At 58.1% G+C, this 19,238-nt stretch carries 12 protein-coding genes; 3 read left to right on the top strand and 9 right to left on the bottom strand.

The features are described from left to right. Positions 1–16 precede the first annotated feature (16 nt). From AC1DXO_RS24440 to AC1DXO_RS24430, 3 genes are all read right to left on the bottom strand, one after another. Positions 17–1,531, bottom strand: a complete 1,515-nt coding sequence (locus AC1DXO_RS24440; protein ID WP_476980825.1) for a tryptophan halogenase family protein — start codon at positions 1,529–1,531, stop codon at positions 17–19. After that, entirely contained in the window at positions 1,532–3,082 is a 1,551-nt protein-coding gene (locus AC1DXO_RS24435) for a tryptophan halogenase family protein (RefSeq protein WP_476980824.1), read from the bottom strand. A 114-nt stretch (positions 3,083–3,196) separates the two neighbouring features. After that, complete coding sequence (locus AC1DXO_RS24430; RefSeq protein ID WP_476980823.1) at positions 3,197–6,181, bottom strand: TonB-dependent receptor; 2,985 nt, start codon at positions 6,179–6,181, stop codon at positions 3,197–3,199. A 621-nt stretch (positions 6,182–6,802) separates the two neighbouring features. On the opposite strand from AC1DXO_RS24430, the gene AC1DXO_RS24425 reads away from it, so the two are divergent. Next, on the top strand, positions 6,803–8,251 hold the full coding sequence (locus tag AC1DXO_RS24425) for a Mur ligase family protein (RefSeq protein ID WP_476980822.1): 1,449 nt from the start codon (positions 6,803–6,805) through the stop codon (positions 8,249–8,251). Between the two features lie 25 nt (positions 8,252–8,276). Here AC1DXO_RS24425 and AC1DXO_RS24420 read toward each other — a convergent pair whose 3' ends face one another. The 5 genes from AC1DXO_RS24420 to AC1DXO_RS24400 all read right to left on the bottom strand — a co-directional run bounded on the left by AC1DXO_RS24420 (position 8,277) and on the right by AC1DXO_RS24400 (position 15,609). Continuing rightward, positions 8,277–9,053 (bottom strand): IclR family transcriptional regulator, encoded by a 777-nt coding sequence (locus AC1DXO_RS24420; protein WP_476980821.1) that lies wholly within the window; start codon positions 9,051–9,053, stop codon positions 8,277–8,279. Between the two features lie 123 nt (positions 9,054–9,176). Beyond that, positions 9,177–11,426, bottom strand: coding sequence for a glycoside hydrolase family 3 C-terminal domain-containing protein (locus tag AC1DXO_RS24415; RefSeq protein WP_476980820.1), 2,250 nt, complete (start codon positions 11,424–11,426; stop codon positions 9,177–9,179). Between the two features lie 35 nt (positions 11,427–11,461). Next, entirely contained in the window at positions 11,462–13,834 is a 2,373-nt protein-coding gene (locus tag AC1DXO_RS24410) for an ABC transporter permease (protein ID WP_476980819.1), read from the bottom strand. Continuing rightward, on the bottom strand, positions 13,831–14,517 hold the full coding sequence (locus AC1DXO_RS24405) for an ABC transporter ATP-binding protein (RefSeq protein WP_476980818.1): 687 nt from the start codon (positions 14,515–14,517) through the stop codon (positions 13,831–13,833). The genes AC1DXO_RS24410 and AC1DXO_RS24405 overlap by 4 nt, the downstream gene beginning before the upstream one ends. 207 nt (positions 14,518–14,724) lie before the next feature. After that, positions 14,725–15,609 carry an IclR family transcriptional regulator gene (locus tag AC1DXO_RS24400; protein ID WP_476980817.1) on the bottom strand — a complete coding sequence of 295 codons (885 nt, stop codon included), beginning with the start codon at positions 15,607–15,609 and terminating at the stop codon, positions 14,725–14,727. Positions 15,610–15,713: 104 nt separating this feature from the next. Here AC1DXO_RS24400 and AC1DXO_RS24395 point away from each other — a divergent pair, with 104 nt between their 5' ends. Both AC1DXO_RS24395 and AC1DXO_RS24390 read left to right on the top strand, forming a co-directional pair. After that, the gene (locus tag AC1DXO_RS24395) at positions 15,714–16,943 is read left to right on the top strand and encodes a sigma-54-dependent transcriptional regulator (protein WP_476980816.1); all 1,230 of its coding nucleotides are present in this window, start codon (positions 15,714–15,716) and stop codon (positions 16,941–16,943) included. After that, on the top strand, positions 16,933–18,141 hold the full coding sequence (locus tag AC1DXO_RS24390; protein ID WP_476980815.1) for a sensor histidine kinase: 1,209 nt from the start codon (positions 16,933–16,935) through the stop codon (positions 18,139–18,141). Before AC1DXO_RS24395 ends, AC1DXO_RS24390 begins: the two co-directional genes overlap by 11 nt. On the opposite strand, the gene AC1DXO_RS24385 is transcribed toward AC1DXO_RS24390, so the two are convergent. Next, entirely contained in the window at positions 18,115–18,981 is an 867-nt protein-coding gene (locus tag AC1DXO_RS24385; protein ID WP_476980814.1) for an IclR family transcriptional regulator, read from the bottom strand. The genes AC1DXO_RS24390 and AC1DXO_RS24385 overlap by 27 nt on opposite strands. Between the last annotated feature and the right edge of the window lie 257 nt (positions 18,982–19,238).

The raw sequence follows: 19,238 nt of genomic DNA, 5'->3' as shown, positions 1-19,238 counted from the left end.
ACACGACACGTCGACGTCATTGCGGCGAGGTATGATTTGCAAGCCGCGCGACGACACTTTCATGGCTCGGCATCGCATTTGCCGCCTTGCCGACCATGCTGCCAAGGCGCGCTACCAGGACCTCGACCTCGGGAAGGCGAACACTGTCCGCCACCGGGTCATAGCCGCCTGGGACAATTCCCTGGCCGAGCATCACCGCCAACCAGCTATCCTCGGTAAACAGTTCGTCCTGATATCGAAAAATGCGCCCCCTTTCTTTGAAAAGGTCGATCTTGCGCGTCAAGCTGTCCGGGATGTCCATGGATTGGAGGTAACGCCAGTAGCTGCTGTCCTCGCGCTTCGTGGCCTTGTAGTGAAGGATAATAAAGTCCCGTGCCTGTTCGTATTCCCTGATCGTCAGCGCATTGTACGCGTCGCGCTCGACCTGTGACGATGCCTTGCCGGGAAAAAGTGCGAGAAGCTTCGCGATACCCGTTTGAATCAGGTGTATGGACGTGGATTCCAGCGGCTCGATAAATCCACCGGCCAGTCCGATGGCGACGCAATTGCGGTTCCAGAACAGTTTGCGGCGCCCGGTCCGAAACCGAATGGGCCGAGGCGTGTCGAGCGCTTTTGTGTCGAGGCCATTCATGAGACAGTCGGCCGCTTGCTCGTCAGAAATATTTTCCGAACAGTAGACCATACCATTGCCGGTGCGATGCTGCAGGGGAATCCGCCAGCGCCAGCCTGCGGCTTCGGCTGTCGCCCGGGTATAGGGTTCGAATCCAGGTGCGCGTTCGGACGGCACGGCCAGTGCCGAATTGTTGGGAAGCCAGTGGCTCCAGTCTTCAAAGCCGGTCTTGAGCGCGCCCTCCATTAGTAGCGCTCTGAATCCCGTACAGTCGATAAACAGGTCGCCTTCGACGACCTTGCCGTCTTCGAGCCTGACGGCGGAGATATCCCCATTATTGGCCCGTTGGACCTCGACAATCCTGCCCTCGATGCGCTCGACTCCGCCGTCTTCGCTATAGTTTCGAAGGAACCTGGCATAGAGCCCTGCGTCGATATGGTAGGCGTACTTCAGCGAGGAAAGAATAGATCCAGGTCCGCCTGTTGGATATGTGAAACGATTGAGGCGGCCCGCTTTCGCACTGATCGCATAGTCTTCAAACCGTCCCCAGCGATCAGGCTGGCTGCCCTGACGCAGTTTCAGCCAGAATTGATGAAATCGGATGCCTTGCCAATCGACACCGTGCGTGCCGAATGGATGAATATAGCTGTCGCCTTTCGCCCCCCAGTTTACGAATTCGATTCCCAGCTTGAATGTCCCCCGTGTCGCTTTGAGAAACGTCGCTTCATCCAGGCCGAGCATGCCGTTGAACGTCAAAATGGGAGGGATCGTCGCTTCACCGACGCCGATAGTGCCGATTTCCTCGGACTCGATCAGCGTAACGGAGGTCCCTGCATGTGCTACTAAGCGGGCGAGGGCGCCGGCAGTCATCCACCCAGCGGTGCCGCCGCCGCAGATCACGACGCGGATTCCGTTGTCCATTTACGCCACCTTGAAGTTTTGCGTCATGACGGAATTGATCAAGTCGCGGTTCGTCGGGAGTACGGTTGGAGCATACCGTGCCTGCTGTCTCAGATCTTCGAATTGGGCCTTGGCATCGTCGAAATATCGATAGGTGCCGGCGCTGTCAGAAAGGTCGGTCCGGAAGCCCATACCGTAGAGGACGTATTGCCAGCTTTCAGGTGGGAAAATATCGATCTTCGGATCAGTATCCAGGTCACTCGGGACACGGAAACGCCAACGCTCAAGGAGGTCGAGGAGACTGTCAGGCGTGGACTTAGGATCGGCATTGTCGATCCAGAACTGGGAATCACGCCTTTTCGTCAGGCAATAATGTAGCTTGATGAACTCGAGCGCTCGCTCGTAGCGCCTCAACATGAGTTCATTGAACTGTTTCGCCGGTGTCTCGAAATTGCCGTTCCACGGAAACAGATTGGCGAGCATGACCGCCGCCACCTCGGCGAAGATAATACCGGTTGCCTCCAGAGGTTCGAAAAAGCCGCTTGAGAGGCCAATTGCCACACAGTTTTTCGACCAATTTGTTTCTCTGTACCCGGCATTAAAGCGAAACTTGCGTGGTTCCAATTGGGCCGCCGCTGGTCCGATATAGCCGCGAAGAATCGCCTCGGCGCGCGCATCGCTCGTATGGTCGGATGAATAGACATGGCCGATGCCCCGCCGATGATGCAGGCCGATATCCCATGTCCAACCCGCTTCATGCGCCGTTGATATCGTATAGGAGGCGATGGGGGCGTCGGGCCGGTCGTAAGGCACCTGCATCGCCAAGGCGCTATCGCAGAAGAGGACATCACGACAAGACCTGTAGGGCACGCCCAGGGTCTTGCCGATCAGTTCAGCGCGGAAACCCGTGCAATCGATGTAAAGGTCGCCGGCAAGGGTACCATTTGCCCGCGTTTCCACGCCGGAAATGTGGCCACGCTCGTCAACCAAAACGCGATCAACGGTGTCGGTGATGTGGTGGACGCCAGACCTGATCGCGCATTGGCGCAAATAAACAGCCAATTTGGCGGCGTCGAAATGGTAGGCATAGTTCAGAGGTCCTGAGAACGGCGGGTCGACGATACGCTTCGGGGCAAGCGATGCATCTGACACGCGCTTCTGGATGGTGTTGACCTCATCCCAGTTGGAGTTGCCGCCCTCGACACCCAGGAGCCAGTAGGGCAACAGATCAAGGCTGCCTCTTCCACTGGAGACAGCGAACGGGTGCATATAGTGATCGGGATTGCCGTTTTCCTGACCGGGCGTGAACCGCCAGCGCGCGAAACGCGCACCTTGCTTCAGCGTGGCGTCGCACTCCCGTAGGAGTTCGGCTTCGTCGGCACCAATACGCATCAGGGTCTTGCGAATGGTCGGAAATGTGCCTTCGCCCACACCCAGAATGCCGATCTCGGCCGATTCAACGAGGGTGATGGCCACGCCCTTAGGCGATGAACTATTCAATGCTTTTGCGAGATAACCTGCTGTAATCCAGCCTGCTGTCCCGCCGCCCACAATAACAATTTGCTTACGCATATATATACCGCACGAAAACAAGATGATCCCCCCGTCCGAAGACGAGGGGACCAGAGTTTAGAGGAACGACAACAGTGTCGTCGGGAGAAGACAATTGGTTCCTCAGGGAAGATGTCAGTAGCTGAGGCGAACGCTGAGGTTCACGCGCTTGTCGGTTACAAACCAGCTTCTCGGCAGCAGGGTGCCATTGGGGTAGCCACCTTGTAAGGTCTTTGCGTTCGTGTCGCTCAGATTGTTCGCTTCGAGGGCGAGGCTGATATGGTCATTGACCTTGTATGAAGCTCCAAAATCGATCTGACCGTAAGCTTCAGAGTAGATCGGCAGGGCGATCTTCCTGGACTGCGTCGTCGAGTGCGCGAAGTCGTAATAGGTATAGGTACCGTTCGTCCCGTTGGTATTGGTGGACATCAGGTAACGGCTGCGCCAGCTATAGGCGAGGCGGGCCGACCATGGACCTTTTTCATACATAAAGATCAGGTTGAGGTTCTTCGGCGACAAGGCTGCGACCGGGTTGTCCCGCAGTTCGTGCGAATCCGCAAACCCGGGTGAAGCCGACGTGTTGGTGCGGACGTTGTCGATCGCCAGGGCCAGGTCACCAGGATTTTTGCTGGTGATGTAGGTGTAGTTGGCTTCATAACCCAGACCGTCAAATGGTGCGGGCAGCATATCGAAGAACTGACGCACACCAATTTCAAACCCGGAAATCGACGCCTTTTCCGGCGAGTTGAACACCTCGTAGCTCTGGACGTCTTCCAGGGTCGTCTGCGTTGTCGGTGATGTGTAGTTGAACGGCACCTTTTTTACGGTCTGACCGTAGATAAAGGCATTGGTCAGGTCCTTGTGGAACAGGCTGACGTGGGCATTGAAGCTGTTCGAATGGTACCATTCCGCCGACAGGTCGAGATTGTCCGAGAAGACCGGCTTCAGCCTGGGATTGCCGACATTGGCCGAGAAATAGTCAAAGAGGGGCGGGCAGCTTGTACCGCACGACGGGTTCTGGTGAGTCACGACGCCGGCGGTACCATTGGCCCGCGCATCGCGGAATGACGGCAGGTCCATGGTGGTCGTATAGGCGAAGCGAATCTTGACGTCCGATGTGGGTGAGAGCGCGAGGTTGAAGCTTGGCAAGACACGCGTTGTATCGCGACCCCCTTCAGCAGCGACGGAACTGGCCGCAGTCATATAGTTTGTTCCACCACGCGTGAAAGCCGTGCCCGCCGGACCGGCGATGAAACCGTCGGCGTAGCTTTTCACCTGGACGGCGCGCAGACCGAAATTGCCTGCGTAGGGGACGCCGAAAATGCCGGCATCGCCAGCAAACCGAGCCATGGCATAGAGCTCAACCGTCTCGGTTGTGCCGCGCGAATAATCGGTCGCAAGAGGCGCAATGACATTGTCGCCGCCAGAGCCGAACTGCTGACGCAGATAGACAGGGTCGAGTTTTGCGACGAGTTCACCGCTCGGCATCAGAAGATTGGCAGGGAGATTGATCTCGCCGCGGAAGAAGTTTTCGTAGGCCCGCAGCTCGATATCTTCGGCGTTGTCGGCGTCGGCGAAGGTGTGGCCACCGGTTGGGCTGTTGTCGCAGCCATTCCAACCCACGCAGACTGGGCTCCAATTGTAACCCGAAACAGCGTCACGTTCGACGCGGCTGGCGTAGCGACCGCCAATCTTGATACTGCGCAGCCAGTCGTCGTCCGACAGGATGAAGTCTGCATCGAGGTTCGCGGCCGTCATCGTGCCATGATTGCTTTCGATGTGCGGCATATCGGCACTGATGTAGTAGTTATGCGGATCGGCAAACGTGGCTTGGCCCGATGCAGGAACAACCACGCTCGGCAGGTCGCCCGACAGGTCGAGCGAGAAGGTCCCTGGGAAGTTGACCTGCGGGAAGACCGAATAACTGACCGCGTTCGATCCCGAATCGACGAACTGCACCGCACCCGTAATCTTGGTGCTGTCATTCGGGCGCCAGTCAAAACCGGTCGTCCAGTCGCTGGTTGTATGGCTCCCCTTGCTCAGGCCCGTGTTGCCGCCGGTGCTGATCGTGCCGCCGTCCAGAGCGCCCGTCGAGGTGTTGAAGGTGCTGAGACGCGTTGAGCTGACGAGGGCACCAATTGAGTTGAAGACGTTGGTTGCCGACGGATCGACGGTCAGGTTTTGCGATACGACGAACTGGCCGCTTTCGGTGTTATCCGACTTGTATTTGGAGGAGAACAGCGTGGTGAAGAAGCTGAGATTGTCGCTGGGCTTCCATTGGAACGCCGCATATATGCCCGTGCGTTCGCGATTGAAATCGTCCGCCCCGTAGGTATAGCCGCCGGGAATATAACGCTCCTGGCCCTGGCTCTGCACCTGGTAGAAGGGTTCCATCCGGAAGAAGTTATCATGGGCCGAGTACTTGCTGTAGGCGAGATCGACCAAGCCTCCGATTTCACCGACCGGCGTGTCCCAGCGATTGGTAACCAGAAAGGACGCTTCCGGCGTTATCTTGTCCGCCAGGTCGCCGTAAGAGGCGCCCAGGGTCGCCTGGAACGACGGCTTGCGATAATCGAAGGGCATTTTGGTGCGCAGGTCGATGGCGCCGCCCGTTCCGCCGACGAGGCGATCCGGCGTCGACGATTTGTAGACATCGACGGCCGCCATCAGTTCGGGCGTGACATCGCCCCACAGCAAGCCCTGGCCGCCATTCGCACTGAAGACTTCGCGTCCGTTGAGGAGGCCGGCAACGCCGTTCAGGCCGCGGACCTGGATTCCGGAGCCTTCTGCAGAGAAGTGATCCGGATCGCCCAGTGAACCATAGCGTACGATAGAGACACCGGAAACCCGCTGCAGGACTTCTGTGATGGAATTGTCGGGCAGCTTTCCTGCCTCGTCGGCAACAACCGAGTCGATCACGGTGTCAGCATTTTTCTTGCGATCGGTCGCGCTTTGCAGAGCCTTCCGGCGCGCCGTAACGACGACTGTGGTGGTATCGTCCGCGGCTGGCGCCGCAGTTGCCGCAGTCTGGGCGATAGCCGAACCGCCCGTAGCGGCCGCCATCGATGCCAGGGAAATCCCGGCCAGCAATATGGCGTTTCTACTCTTGAGGTACTTCAATATATTCTCTCCCTTTGAATGATATTCGCTGTTTCAGTGCCTGATCAGCGAATTTTTCCAATTGTCATAGTATATAATAATATGACAATTGAGTGCCGAGCTCATGTGTACTTATTCTGGCGACGTCATACGTTGCCAGATGTTTCAAGGTTTCTTATTTTTGTTGCAGACAGGACCGTGATGTAACGGCCTGTATTCGATATCGGATCCGTCCCAAAAACCTACTTCGTCGCTAAACCTCGCAGCGATGCAGATGCGCTGTTTTCGGAGCGATGAAGGTCGTTGAGCTGTGTTGCCGATCAGGCGACGTAGCTAAGCCGCCGCGCAGACGTGGTGAATCAGTCTCCTCCCTGTCAGACGTTATTTTGTCTGATGATATGGACAAGGGGGATGTTTGCCTAATAGGCTGAATATAATGATATTTTCCGTATTTCGGCGGGTGGCGTGTACGCTAAAGTGATCGGTGTGTCCGAAATCGTACACGCAAATCCGAACGCGATCGGATAATTGGGTTGTCATCCGCTACTCGAGCCGGTCGTCCGTTCGGTAATGGTGGCCTTGATGACATGCGGTGGATAAAGACTCTTCCGTAAGATCCGATGTTTTGATAACTATCGCCCTATGAAAACGGCTCACCTTATTGGCATTTGTGGCATTGGCATGAGTGCAACGGCGTTACTGCTGAAGCAGGGCGGCTTTACCGTGTCGGGCTCTGACGCGGAATGTTACGGACCACCCAAATTCATCCTGGAGCGGGCGGGTATCAAGCCGACGCTTAGATATGACCCGGAAAACATTCCGCAGGATGTTGATCTCGTCGTCGTTGGTCGCAATGCGAAATTGATGCCGGCCGAAAACGAAGAAGTGCGAACCGCGTACTCCAGAAACCTGCACATTCAATCTTTTCCGGAAGTCCTGGGTGACATTACGAAGGACAGGTCGAATATTGTCGTTGCCGGCAGCTACGGAAAGAGCACGACGACATCGATTATTGCCCACATTTTACGGCACGCCGCGGTAGATGCCGGCTATTTCATCGGCGCCGAACCGATCCTGTCGGCGACCCTGCCGGCTCCGTCGGATCTCGGCACGGCGCCCGTCTTTGTCCTGGAGGGCGACGAGTATCCGTCGGGTCACACGGATCCGCAGGCGAAGTTCATGCATCTTCATCCCACCGATGTTGTGTTGACGGCGATCGTCCATGATCATGTCAATGTCTACCCTACCTATGAGAGTTACAGGAAGCCGTTCCAGGATCTGCTCGACGGGATACCGCCCGAAGGCCTGGTTGCGGTCTGCGCCGAGGAACCTGGCGCGATGGCCGTCGCGACGGGTAGCGGCGCTCGCCTGGTGACCTATGGCGTCGACCGGGGCGATTATCACGCTGCCGACATCGACATTGGCCCCCGTACAGGTTTCACGCTTATCGGCCCGGATGGCCTCAGGATCAGGATGGAGACCCAGTTGCTGGGTCGGCACAATATCGAGAACATCATCGGGGCAAGCGCCTATGTCCTGTCACGCAATCTGGTCGATCGTCATGCCTTGCGGGCAGCGGTAGCGGATTTTGCGGGCGTTCGTCGCAAGCTCGACAACATCGCTCCCGGATCCACTGTTCCTGTTTATGAAGGCTTTGGGTCGTCATACGAGAAGGCTCGCTCGGCCATTGAGGCCATTCGGCTTCACTTTTCCGCCCATCGGCTTGTCGTCGTATTCGAACCTCACACCTTCGGCTGGCGAAACAGAGCCAATCTGCATTGGTACGATGATGTCTTTGCCGGTGCGACCGATACCTGGATTGCCGCGCCCGCGACGCAAGGAGCGGGGACTCACGCCCAACTGACCCTGAGTGAAATTCAGGAAAGAGTAAGCGCCACCGGCCTCAACGCCCACAGCTATGATCCGCGAAATTTTGCGGATACCGTGAACGATCTCCGCGTCGGTGACGTCGTGCTGATCCTCACGTCCGGCGACCTGGGTGGATCGCTGGAAGGCTTTGCCGCCGCTGTTGGGAATCGGTTTGCAATCTCGTCTGAGGCCCGGCGCGCATTGTTTGAGACCGACGCATAATCTTGCGGCCGGGCAACGCTTCGCTCTAACGGACGCCGCTGAGTTCCTCGGATATCTGGGCTGCCGTTTCCTGCAGGCAGGTCCGCGCCTGGTCCCGACCGATCGTTTGTGATCCGTCGATCAGTTTTAAAAATGGAACGGTAAGGGCTCCGAGGGCCCGGCCGGTTCCACCGAATATAGGGCAACTCATGTCGGTCACGCCCTCGGTCCGGGCGCTCTTCATCATCTCATAGCCACGCGCACGCACCTTTTGGATTGTGGCAGACAGCATTTCGCCCAGCGGCGCGGGCTCGTCGGCCGAGCCTTCATTGACAGCCTCGAAAGCCAGCAAGACATGGCCGGAACAGGTTGTGTTCAGGGCGATATTGGCTCCGATGCGAACCATGAACACCGTGGGACCTGGCGTTTGCTGCCTGGAAACGACCAGGCCACTGGCGCCGTTACGCACCACGAGATGGCACGACTGCTCAATCCGGTTAGACAGTGCGCGCATATGGGGCGTCGCCGCTTGCACCAGGTCATCGACAGGCGTGGCCTTGAAGGCAAGATCCAGCATCTGGGTCGAGACTCGCAGCCGATCGCCCCGGTCGCGTTTCAGCCACTGAAGCCGCTCCATGACCATGATGATGCGAAATATCTCGCTGATCGACAGGCCAAGACCAGCCGCAATTTCGGAAACCGTCAGCCCTGACGGGTGCTCGGCCAGCAAGTTCAGGACAGAGAATCCTCTCTCAAGCGCAGGCGCGCTGTAATTCAGCATAGCTGCCGACTTAGCGGAGGACTTGGGAGATTCGTTGGCCATGGCTGAGCCATACCCTCAAAGCCAAGATTCGGCAACTTGCCTTGATAGTCGGGCAAAACCGGGCAGCTTGGCAGGTTGCCTTCCCGGTCCGCAGGCTCACCGGGAAGGCATTGGCCAAATTGCCTATTGCCCTCGGACGTCGAGGGTCTGGGCCAGCAGGTCTACCGTCGTCTCCGCCACAATCGTCGTTGCCGACGCTCCGGCGACGACCCTATAGCTTCCAGCCTTGACGACCCAGGTTCTGGTAGACGGATCGAACGTGGCGAGAAGCCTTGGGTCGATTGTAAGGGTCAGGGCCTTGCCCTCTCCGGGACGCAGGTCGGTCTTTGCGAAAGCACCAAGCCGCCGGGCCGATTCCCAGCCTGCGTCCGCGACCGGAGCGACGTATATCTGGGTGACCGTGGCGCCGGCGACCTTGCCGGTATTTTCAATTCTGAGCGAAACCGTGATTCCCTTACCTTCGGCTTTTGCGGACATGCCGGACGTCGCAAATGTCGAATAGCTGAGACCATAACCGAACGGAAAGAGGGGCTTGAGGCCCTTCTTGTCGAACCATTTGTAGCCGACGGCCGCGCCCTCGATGTCGTAGTCCGTATGGGGATGCGGGTCGTCAAGGTCATCGAGGGCGCGGGATCCGTCGATTTTGGGGCGGGGCAATTGATCGACGGACGCCGGGAAGGTCACCGGCAAGCGGCCCGAAGGGTTGACTTCGCCTGTCAGCACCCGTGCAATTGCTTCGCCGCCGGACGTCCCCGGATACCAGGCCTCGACCACGGCGCCGACACGGCCCAGCCACGGCATCACGACCGGGCCGCCGGTTTGCAGCACAATAACTGTCTTCTTGTTTGCCCTTGCCACCGCATCGATGAGCGCATCCTGATTGCCGGGCAGATTGAGGTCGGGTGTATCGAGTCCTTCCGCAGTCCACTGCGTGGCGAACACAATGGCAATGTCAGCTTCATGGGCTGCCTTGGCGGCGGCCCTGATATCCGTGCCGTCGTGAAATGTGACGCTCGCCCGGGTCCGCGCCGAGATAGCCTTAAGCGGCGAGGAGGGATAAAAGATGGCCTCGCCCAGTGGCTCTTTAAAGCGCTCAAATCCGGTAGCGTAGACTTGAGACGACCCGCCGCCGGAGATTACGCCAAAATCGCTGTGTCCGCCGATAACCGCAATTTTCCTGGCTTTCAGGGCGAGGGGCAGCAGGCCGTCGTTTTTCAGTAACACGAGGCTTTCTTCGGCTGCGGCCTGGCTTGTGCGTGCATGAGCGCCGAAGTCGATGGTTGCCGACTGGTCCCCATTCACCGGATCGTCCACCACGCCGTTGGTAAACATGGCCCACAGCACCCGGTGAGCCATGTCGTCCAGGCGCGCGCCGCTGACATGGCCGTTATTGACGGCCTCGCCCAGGGCGGCATGGAAATAGGGGGAGCGATCGAAAGCCCAGCCGGACTGCTGGTCGAGACCGGCGTTTGCGGCGGGGACGGTCGAATGCGTGCCGCCCCAGTCCGACATGACATAGCCTTCAAAGCCCCAGTCCTGCTTGAGGACCTGGTTGATCAGCCAGTCGTTTTCACAGGAATAGGCGCCGTTGACCCGGTTATAGGCGCACATGACCGATCCGGGATTGCCGATTTCGTTGGCCATCTGGAAGGCCAGCAGGTCGGATTGGCGTGCTGCCTGTTCGCCGATCTTGACGTCGATGTGATTGCGATTGGTTTCCTGGCCATTGAAAGCGAAGTGCTTCATCGTCGAAATAACGTGGCTGGATTGAATTCCGGCGATGGCCTTGCCCGTGATGACGCCGGCGAGCAAAGGATCTTCACCACTGTATTCGAAATTACGACCATTGCGCGGCTCGCGAACGAGATTCATGCCGCCGGCCAGCTGCACATTGAAGCCGGACAGACGCGCCTCATTGCCGATCATGGCGCCGCCGGCGAAGGCTGCTTCCGGGTTCCACGTCGCGGCGGTCGCCATGCCGGAAGGCAGTGCGGTCCGCAATCGCGGCGTCGGAGAGCCCTGGGTGGCGACACCGACGCCGGCGTCGGTTTCCCACTGCGCCGGGATGCCAAGGCGTGAAATACCGGGAACATAGCCGGCGGATGCGGGCAAGCCATCCTTCGGCGCTTCGAAGCGTTTCACGCCACCGCCCATCCAGGTGTTTTCATTCGAATAATAGCCGAAGACCAGAAGCAGCTTTTCGGGCTGGGTCATGGCCTTGACGGCAGCGTCGGCACGGACCTGCGCGCTGATCGTTCTGTCGAGCCACGGCGAATTGGAGGGTGCCGCGGGTTCGGCGGCCAGGACCGGGGAGAAAAGTCCGATTACGGCGAGGGCAGTGGCACAGACAAGGCTGTGTCGGAAGAGGTTCACGACAAGATCTCCATAAGGGATGTTAAGGAATAGACTTAGCGAAGGGGCTGGCTGGACCGCGCGGGTGCCGCCATGATGGCGTGTGCGCCCAGGGTTGCCGCCGCGATCAGCACGGTGAACCCACCGGCGAAAACGAAGGATAAGAGGCTCAGGTTCACGTGCGCAGCGAACGCGTCGAGCCACCATGTCATCAGGATCCAGGATACCAGGCTGGCGGCAATATTCGCGAGGATCAATGGCTTGATAAACGGGGCGAACCGCAGCTTGAAGATGTCCCACAAGCGGGCGCCCAGGGCATTGCGAATGGCGATTTCGCGCAAGCGGGCCCGGGCCAGATAGATGGACAAGCCACTGAGTCCCAGTATTGACAGGCACACGCCGACGACGGACAGGAGACCGAAAGCCCACCACTGCTGCACCATGTCGTGATACTGGGTCGCCAGATAATCCGAGAAGAAATATCTTTCCATCGGCGCATTGTTCGGGTTTTCACGACGCCACAGCCGGTCGATCGCCGCCAGGGTCGTCAGGTCGCGTCGATCCTTCAGGCGGACACTCAGGTGCGAAAAAAATACGGATTGGTTGTCGAAAATCATAGGGCGTAGAGGCTCGCGCACCGTCGTCAGCCGCATGTCGTCGACGACACCGATGATTTTGGATGTTCTGACCAGGTGGTCGGCCTGGTAGGTCATGCGTTGATTCACGGCGTCCTGAGGCGTGCGGTAGCCCAGGGCTGTGGCGGCCGAGCGATTGATGACGATTTCCAGGGGCAAGTTTTGCGTGTCATAGACATTGGTAAAGGTGTGGCCAGCCAGGACCCTCACCCGATACAGATTGAAGAATTCGGGATCTACGGAGTGTCGGGTAAACTGGATGACCGCGCCGCCGGGACCTTGCGTCCAGCCCGGCCAGGTTCCTTCCAGGATCGGTGTGTATCTGGAGAGCGCGGCGCCCTCGACACCAGGGAGCGCCTCGATGTTCTTCTTGAAACGGACGGACTGGACGCTGCCTTCGTAGATCGGGATCAGCATGACCCGGTTAGCGTCAAAATTCAAAGCCTTGCTGGTGGCAAAGGACCACTGACGGTAGACCGTCTGCGATGCGATCAGGAGCGTGATTAACAATGAAAACTGAACCACAACCCATCCAATTCGACTGAGGTAATGCCGGCTTGGTGGTATTTGGTCACGTGGGCCGCCTAGCGCGGCGCGTGACAGCGCGATCGCCGGAAAAAGGCCGCCGAGCGTGCCGGTGAGACATGCCAGGACCGCCGCTCCGGTCGCAAATGCAAGGGACGACCACAGATCCAGTTCGAGGCCGACTTTTCGATCGAGAACGGGCAAAAGCCATTCTGTCATGGCGAACGCAGCTGCCACGGCAATCAGGCTGATAACGGCCGCTTCTCCCATAATCTGAAAGAACAGGTCGCGCCTTTGTGCCCCCAAGGCTCTTCGAATGGCCATTTCTTCGCGGCGCTCGTCGATTTGCGCCGTCATCAGGCCGGCGAAATTGACGCCGGCCAGGATAAGGATCAAGCCAGCGACCGCGCTTACCGCGCCTACGCTGTCACCGTGGCCGCGCGGCTTCATCTGGCCGTCGGCGCTCGGCGCAAAATGGAGATCGAGCAATTGGATAAGTTCGAACTTAAGGGGAAAATTATGCGGCGGTACCCAGTGTCGTGCAGCAATCCTTTTTATCTCGTCGGCTGCCAGGCGGGCACCGGGTTTTAGCCGGATAAACGTATAGCTTGAAGCCCATTGCCAGTCGGGGTGTTGGTCGAGAATGGCAAGCATTGAATAGCTGGTTCGTGCCGAAACAAACATCTGGCGATCAAGACTGGAATTGGCAGGTAAGTCGGCGAGGACGGCCGTGACGCGGAGCGATAGATCACCGCTAAGATGCAGATTGCGCCCAACAACGTCCTCCCGTCCGAAATATCGGCGTGCCATGGATTGCGTCAGGACCACGGTGTCGGGTTCAGCCAGGGCCGAACGCAGGTCACCCGAGACGGCTTTCAGATGCAGAAGATTGAAGATATTGGGGTCTGCCCAATATATACGTTCGAGGAACTCGATACGGTCAGCCTTTATTACCCATTCGACAGGGTGAAGGCGTGCCACGTCGTCGACCGCCGGAGCGTCGGAACGCAGCCATAGCGCCAATCCGGCGGGCGTCTTGTCACTCGCGACCATGGGGCGGGCGGCGGTGCCATAATTGGCCGACAGCAGATACACCTTGTCCGCATCCCGCATGAAGCGATCGTAAGTCAGTTCGTCCCTGACATACAGGGCAATGATGATGGCAGCGGAAAAGCCGATCGCCAGACCGAAAATGTTCAGGAAACTCAGGCCCCAGAAACGGAGCAGGGAGCGGCAGATGTGGACAAGGCTGGAAGCGCGCAGACTCATAACAGCCGGCGCCGCGCAAACTGGATGCGGCCGTCCAGCATTTCGACGACACGTTCCGCCTGGTCCGCCTGGCTGGGTGAGTGGGTGACGACGACAAGCGTACTGCCGTCCTGGTGGAGGGCCTTCAGAATGCCGAAGATATGCGCCGCGTTTTCCGAGTCGAGATTGCCTGTAGGTTCATCGGCCAGGATGATGGCGGGATTGCCGACAATGGCGCGCGCGATGGCGCAACGCTGTTGCTGTCCGCCTGAGAGCTGACGCGGCAAGTGGTTGGCGCGGTGCGCTATCCCCACGCGATCCATCGCCTCCATGATCCTGGTCTTGAGGTTCCCATCTCGCTCATGGCGATAAAGCAGGGCGAGTTCAATATTGTCGTAGACTGTCAGGCTGTCGATCAGGTTAAAGCTTTGAAACACGAAGCCGATATCTTTCGCCCTAAGCTGAGCCAGTTGGCCGGGCGTTCGGTCAGCCAGTGTCTGGCCGTCATAAAGATATTGGCCGGAAGAAGGGCGGTCGAGCGTGCCCAGGATGTTAAGCAGCGTTGACTTGCCGCAGCCGGACGGCCCGCATATGGCAAGGAATTCGCCCGGCTCAATATCGAGCGAAACACCGCGAAGCGCCTCTACGCGCCTTTCAGGCGTTTCGTAGTTGAACTCAATATTCTGTAGGCTGATCAGAGGCATGGAAACGCCAGGCACCCTTGGTGGCGGCATGAAACACGTAATGTCAGAATCATCTAACATATCACGAGCCATTGTGCTTCTGGTTCCTGTGATGGCGCCATTATCAGGGTAGTGGGCGTTACGCCTGCGCACGACTGCCGAGCCGGGCATGTCGTGCGCAGGCGCAACGCCCGCAAGCGAGGACAGTCGTTTCATGCGAAGCACAGGTCAGGCAACGAGTGCATCGCTGTGCAGCGATTCATTCAGTTGCTCGGCCGCCTGCTGCAAGGCCGCCAAACACCAGGTCAGGTTTGGACTGCTGCGTGTCTGGATATAGGGAATCGTAAGGGCGGCGACAAAGTGACCGTCGTCAAAGACAGGGCATGACAGGTCGATGACATCGGGCAGGTGTGGATTGGTTACCTGTGCAAACCCTGATTCCGTCGCTTTTTGAACCGCGCTTTTCAAGGACGTCCATTGATGCGCATCGACGACGGCGGAAAGTCCGTGAGGCCATCGTGCAGGATCGGAATTTCTCATGAAGGCAGCGAATGCCAGGCCCGGCGCGGAGGCGGGAATATCGTAGCGGAAACCAACCGGGACATTGATCCAAAAGGCGCCAGGCGAGTCGCTCTGGGCAACGACCAGCATATCGGGAGACGATGGTATCGCAAGATTGCATGATTGCGAGATGCTGTCGGACAGGGCGCGCATGACAGGCTGGGCGTGGCCGAGCAGCCGCTGGTAGGGCAGAGGCGTCGTCTTTATGTGGTAGAGTTTCGTCGTGCGTTCGTAGGCACCGTTATCTGCTGTCTGAGCAACATAGCCCCGTTGTTCCAGAATCAGAATTGAACGGCTGGCCGACGCAACCGAAATATTCAGGGCCTCCGCGAGCGTGGACAATGTCGCAGGCGCCTGGCAACTGGCCAGGTATTCCAAAATCTTCAGTCCGATGACGAGACCACGAGGCCCCGGATCGCGAAAACCGGGATCACGACGATTGGGGCCAATAGCATCGGCTGGTTTTGCAGCCGGGATGGCAGATGGCGCGTTTGGGCTCGAACTCTGTTTGTGATGGCTTCTCATGTGCGCTTCCGTGATGGTGAAAGACATACTATCCCATCCAGGCGTGCAATCTAACATGTGAAAAACATTTGACTTTTTCGGGTTTTCGGGGACTTCTAAGCGGCAATTGTCCACGTTGTCCGAATCCGTACATGCCCGCGCGTAAGATATTGTTCATTGATGATGATCCCGGCGTCCTCAAGACGGCGGAGTTTCTTCTGCGCAAGATGGGCTACGAATTTCGCCAGGCCTTGAACCCGGCCGAGGCCTATAGCGTCCTCACGGCTGAGTCGGTGGACGCCATATTGCTCGACCTGAATTTTTCCCGCGCGCAGATGTCGGGCGAGGAAGGCTTGGCGTGCCTGCGCGAGATTTTGCTAAATGATCCTCTTGCTGTTGTCATCGTCGTAACGGGGCACAGCGGTTTGACCGTCGCGGTTCAGGCCTTGAGGGCCGGCGCCAAGAATTTTATCATGAAACCGTGGAACAATGAGCGGCTCCTTGAGGCCATCGAAGAGGCCATCGCGCAGCGGGGAACTGTCGGGGCCCGGGCGCAACACGAAGATCTTGTCGCCAATCTCGACGCGGCCCTCCTTGTGGGTGAATGTGATGCGATCGTACGTACCAAGGAACTGATCAGCAAGTATGCGCCGCTGACCGCCGCGATTCTACTGATGGGTGAGAGTGGAACCGGGAAAAGCCTGGCCGCCCAGGCCATTCATCGGCAGTCGCTTCGCGCCGAGCTGAAAACCATAGAAGCTTCCGGCCTTGCCCTTACCGATCTGACCGATATCGCCAATACGACCGTCGTGCTCGAGAACATAGATGGTCTCGATCCGGCCCTTACCCAGCCGCTCACGACGTGGCTTCAAAGTGCTGGCCGGCGTAACACGCGTGTTGTTGCGACGACCTGTCGGCACCATACGGACATCGGTATTCAGAAATCCTTGCTGTACGCCCTGAGCACACTCGAGATCGTGCTGCCTCCTTTGCGCGAACGCGGGAATGATATTGAGCTGCTTGCCCGGCATTTTGCGCGGGTTTTCGCCCTGCAACAGGGCCTGACTGCGCGTAGCCTGGCGCCCGACGCGATCCTTGCCCTGCGAGGATCGACCTGGCACGACAATCTCCATGCCCTGCGCAGAGTTGTCGAACGAACCGTTGTCGGCGCGCAGGGGGATGTTGTTACCGCCGCAGAACTTGACCTTCCGAGCGGGCAGGCGACGGCCGCGGCGGATCTCGGGTTTAATCTCGAGCGTACAGAAAGGCTTGTCATCGAAGAGGCGCTGAGCCGCCACAATTTCAATATCTCAAAGGCTGCTGTCGACCTCGGCTTAACGCGCCAAGCCTTATACCGCCGGATGGCCCGGCATGGTCTCTAAAGCACGCCTGCAATTTTTCGCGGCCCTGGCCGGCCTGACAGGCGCATCTGCGCTTGTCACCAATGCCCTTCAGCATCAATTCTGGGGCAATGTGCTGTTTGGCTGTTTGATCATGGTAGGTTGCCTGGCATTTTTACTGTGGGGGCAACCTCAGTCCCTGCCGGAGCCGCCGGTATCAAACGTGGTCAGGTATGAGCGGACCGAATCCCTGACGGTGCTGATCGATCAGGTGCCGCTGCCGCTCCTCAGGTTCAGTACAGCCGAAGGATTGCAGGCGGTAAATCGCGCGGCGCGGAGCCTGTTTCATGCGGATGACGTGATCGTTGATCCGCCGCAGGGTCTTCTTGACGCCGTCACGCGAACCGAGCCCGGAACACCGGGTTCTCTGGTCTTGTTCGGCCGGGCCTACGCGATCGGTATCAGCGATTTCATCACCGCGAGTTACACGATCCGGCTTGTCAGCCTGACCGATATCCAGTCCGAAATTCGCGTGGCGGAAGCCACAGCCTTACGAGACCTGCTGAGAGTCCTCAGCCATGAAATCATGAATTCGCTGACACCCGTGGCGAACCTGGCGGGAATCGCGCGTGACTTCCTGCAAGACGAAACCTCGCCCGGTTCGCATGCCGCCCGAGACGCCCTGGAGTTACTGTCAGAAAGGGCCGGTGGCCTTGCCCGTTTTGTCGAAGCCTACCGATCCATGGCCAGATTACCCGACCCGATCCTTCGCCCTGTCGAGCTTGGGCCATTGCTGTGCGACGTCGTACGGGTCTTCGAGCAAAGTCTCTCCGCAAAACGTGTGTCCGTTGAACTCGACCTGCCGGCAGACTGCCCGACGCTCGATCTCGACGAAGCTTTGCTGACCCAGGCACTCCTCAATGTATTGACCAATGCCGCGGAGGCCGCAGGCGCTACGCCTGCGCCCGGACTGATCCGGATATCGTTGGTCAGCGACCGCCAGGAGGTCCGAATTGTCATTGCCGATAATGGATGCGGTGTCGCGGACAACCTGGCGGAACAGATTTTTCACGCATTCGTCACGACCAAGCCGAACGGTACCGGGACAGGGTTGAACCTGGCACGTCAGATCGCGCTGGCGCATGGGGGAGACTTGATTTTTCTGGGAGCCAGCGACACGTGGAATGCGGTCTTTGCATTTATCCTTCGCGTGTCACCGAAACTCCTTGACGTCGACTAGCGGCTCGGCCGCTCCCAGGGACCGCGATAGATTTGTTGCAGTCTCTGTCAAGGATGTCACGCATTCCTCAACGCTGACGCTCAGCTTGCTTTTGATGTGAGGGATCGTCATGGCCGCCAGCAATCCACGGTCGCTGAAGACAGGACAGGAAATGTCTGTAATGCTGTCGGCATAAAGACTCTTGGCTACCAGGTAGCCTTTTGCCCGGGCGCGGTAAGCCTGGTCTTCAAAACCTTCCCATTCCGACTCGGAAACGGTTGGCTGCAACGCTGTGCGCCAGGCATCGCGAACCTTGGGTCTTTGGAAAGCGTACAATACGGCGCCCGACGCCGTCTCGACGATATTCTGCCGGAAACCAACCCGAATATGAAAACTCGGCGTGGCCGGCGCGTCCATTTGGCCGACGACGACGATTTGATCGTCCGATGCCACCACAATATGACAGGCCTGAAGGATATTCTCAGCCAGGGACCTCATGGCAGGGACGGCATGATCAAGCAGATTTTTGCTGATGCCGCGCGACATGCCCAATGAAAACAGCTTGTTTGTAAGCTCATATCCGCTCTGGTTTTCCGCCATGACGACGTAACCGCGATTCTCCAGCACCTGAACCATGCGAAACAATTCGCTTACCGACCTGTTCAGATGCTCCGATATTTGTTTTGGGGCCATCGGACGCGGAGCGGAGGCGAGAAGCTCGATGATGTCGAGCCCTTTTTCAAGCGCCGGCGCGCGATATCGCAAATCGCCGGCGTCTTCACTTTCGTCGCTTTCGGCTTTTCGTCGTGCCATGTTCAAGTCGCCGCCATCGATTATGCTGCAGTCCCAAAAGCGGCGCATGTGCTGGCCGCCAAACCCAACCATCCTGGTTGTCTGCCGAGAGGTCTAACCAATGAACATCATATATAAAAAATGATGTCAATTTCCCGAGTTAAATCCGATGATATTATTTCCCGGAAAGGGTCATTATTATTTTACGTACGAAACGATTTTTTATATTTGATTTTTTGTGGTGGTGCGTTAGGATGAAGCCGCGTTTGAAATATTGGCGCTTCTGACTTTGGTATCGGCGAGTACCATATCTCCCTGGTTGGCCC

This window comes from Asticcacaulis sp. P2_C5 (assembly GCF_056404555.1).
The sequence above is the reverse complement of the archived record's forward strand: the minus strand, read 5'-3'. Positions and strand labels throughout refer to the sequence as shown.

Excerpts from the sequence above, each read along its gene's own strand:
- AC1DXO_RS24395 (WP_476980816.1), top strand. The coding sequence starts at position 15,714 with ATGCCCGCGCGTAAGATATTGTTCATTGATGATGATCCCGGCGTCCTC.
- AC1DXO_RS24385 (WP_476980814.1), bottom strand. The coding sequence starts at position 18,981 with ATGCGCCGCTTTTGGGACTGCAGCATAATCGATGGCGGCGACTTGAAC.
- AC1DXO_RS24440 (WP_476980825.1), bottom strand. The coding sequence starts at position 1,531 with ATGGACAACGGAATCCGCGTCGTGATCTGCGGCGGCGGCACCGCTGGG.
- AC1DXO_RS24405 (WP_476980818.1), bottom strand. The coding sequence starts at position 14,517 with ATGCCTCTGATCAGCCTACAGAATATTGAGTTCAACTACGAAACGCCT.
- AC1DXO_RS24410 (WP_476980819.1), bottom strand. The coding sequence starts at position 13,834 with ATGAGTCTGCGCGCTTCCAGCCTTGTCCACATCTGCCGCTCCCTGCTC.
- AC1DXO_RS24425 (WP_476980822.1), top strand. The coding sequence starts at position 6,803 with ATGAAAACGGCTCACCTTATTGGCATTTGTGGCATTGGCATGAGTGCA.
- AC1DXO_RS24435 (WP_476980824.1), bottom strand. The coding sequence starts at position 3,082 with ATGCGTAAGCAAATTGTTATTGTGGGCGGCGGGACAGCAGGCTGGATT.
- AC1DXO_RS24390 (WP_476980815.1), top strand. The coding sequence starts at position 16,933 with ATGGTCTCTAAAGCACGCCTGCAATTTTTCGCGGCCCTGGCCGGCCTG.
- AC1DXO_RS24420 (WP_476980821.1), bottom strand. The coding sequence starts at position 9,053 with ATGGCCAACGAATCTCCCAAGTCCTCCGCTAAGTCGGCAGCTATGCTG.
- AC1DXO_RS24400 (WP_476980817.1), bottom strand. The coding sequence starts at position 15,609 with ATGTCTTTCACCATCACGGAAGCGCACATGAGAAGCCATCACAAACAG.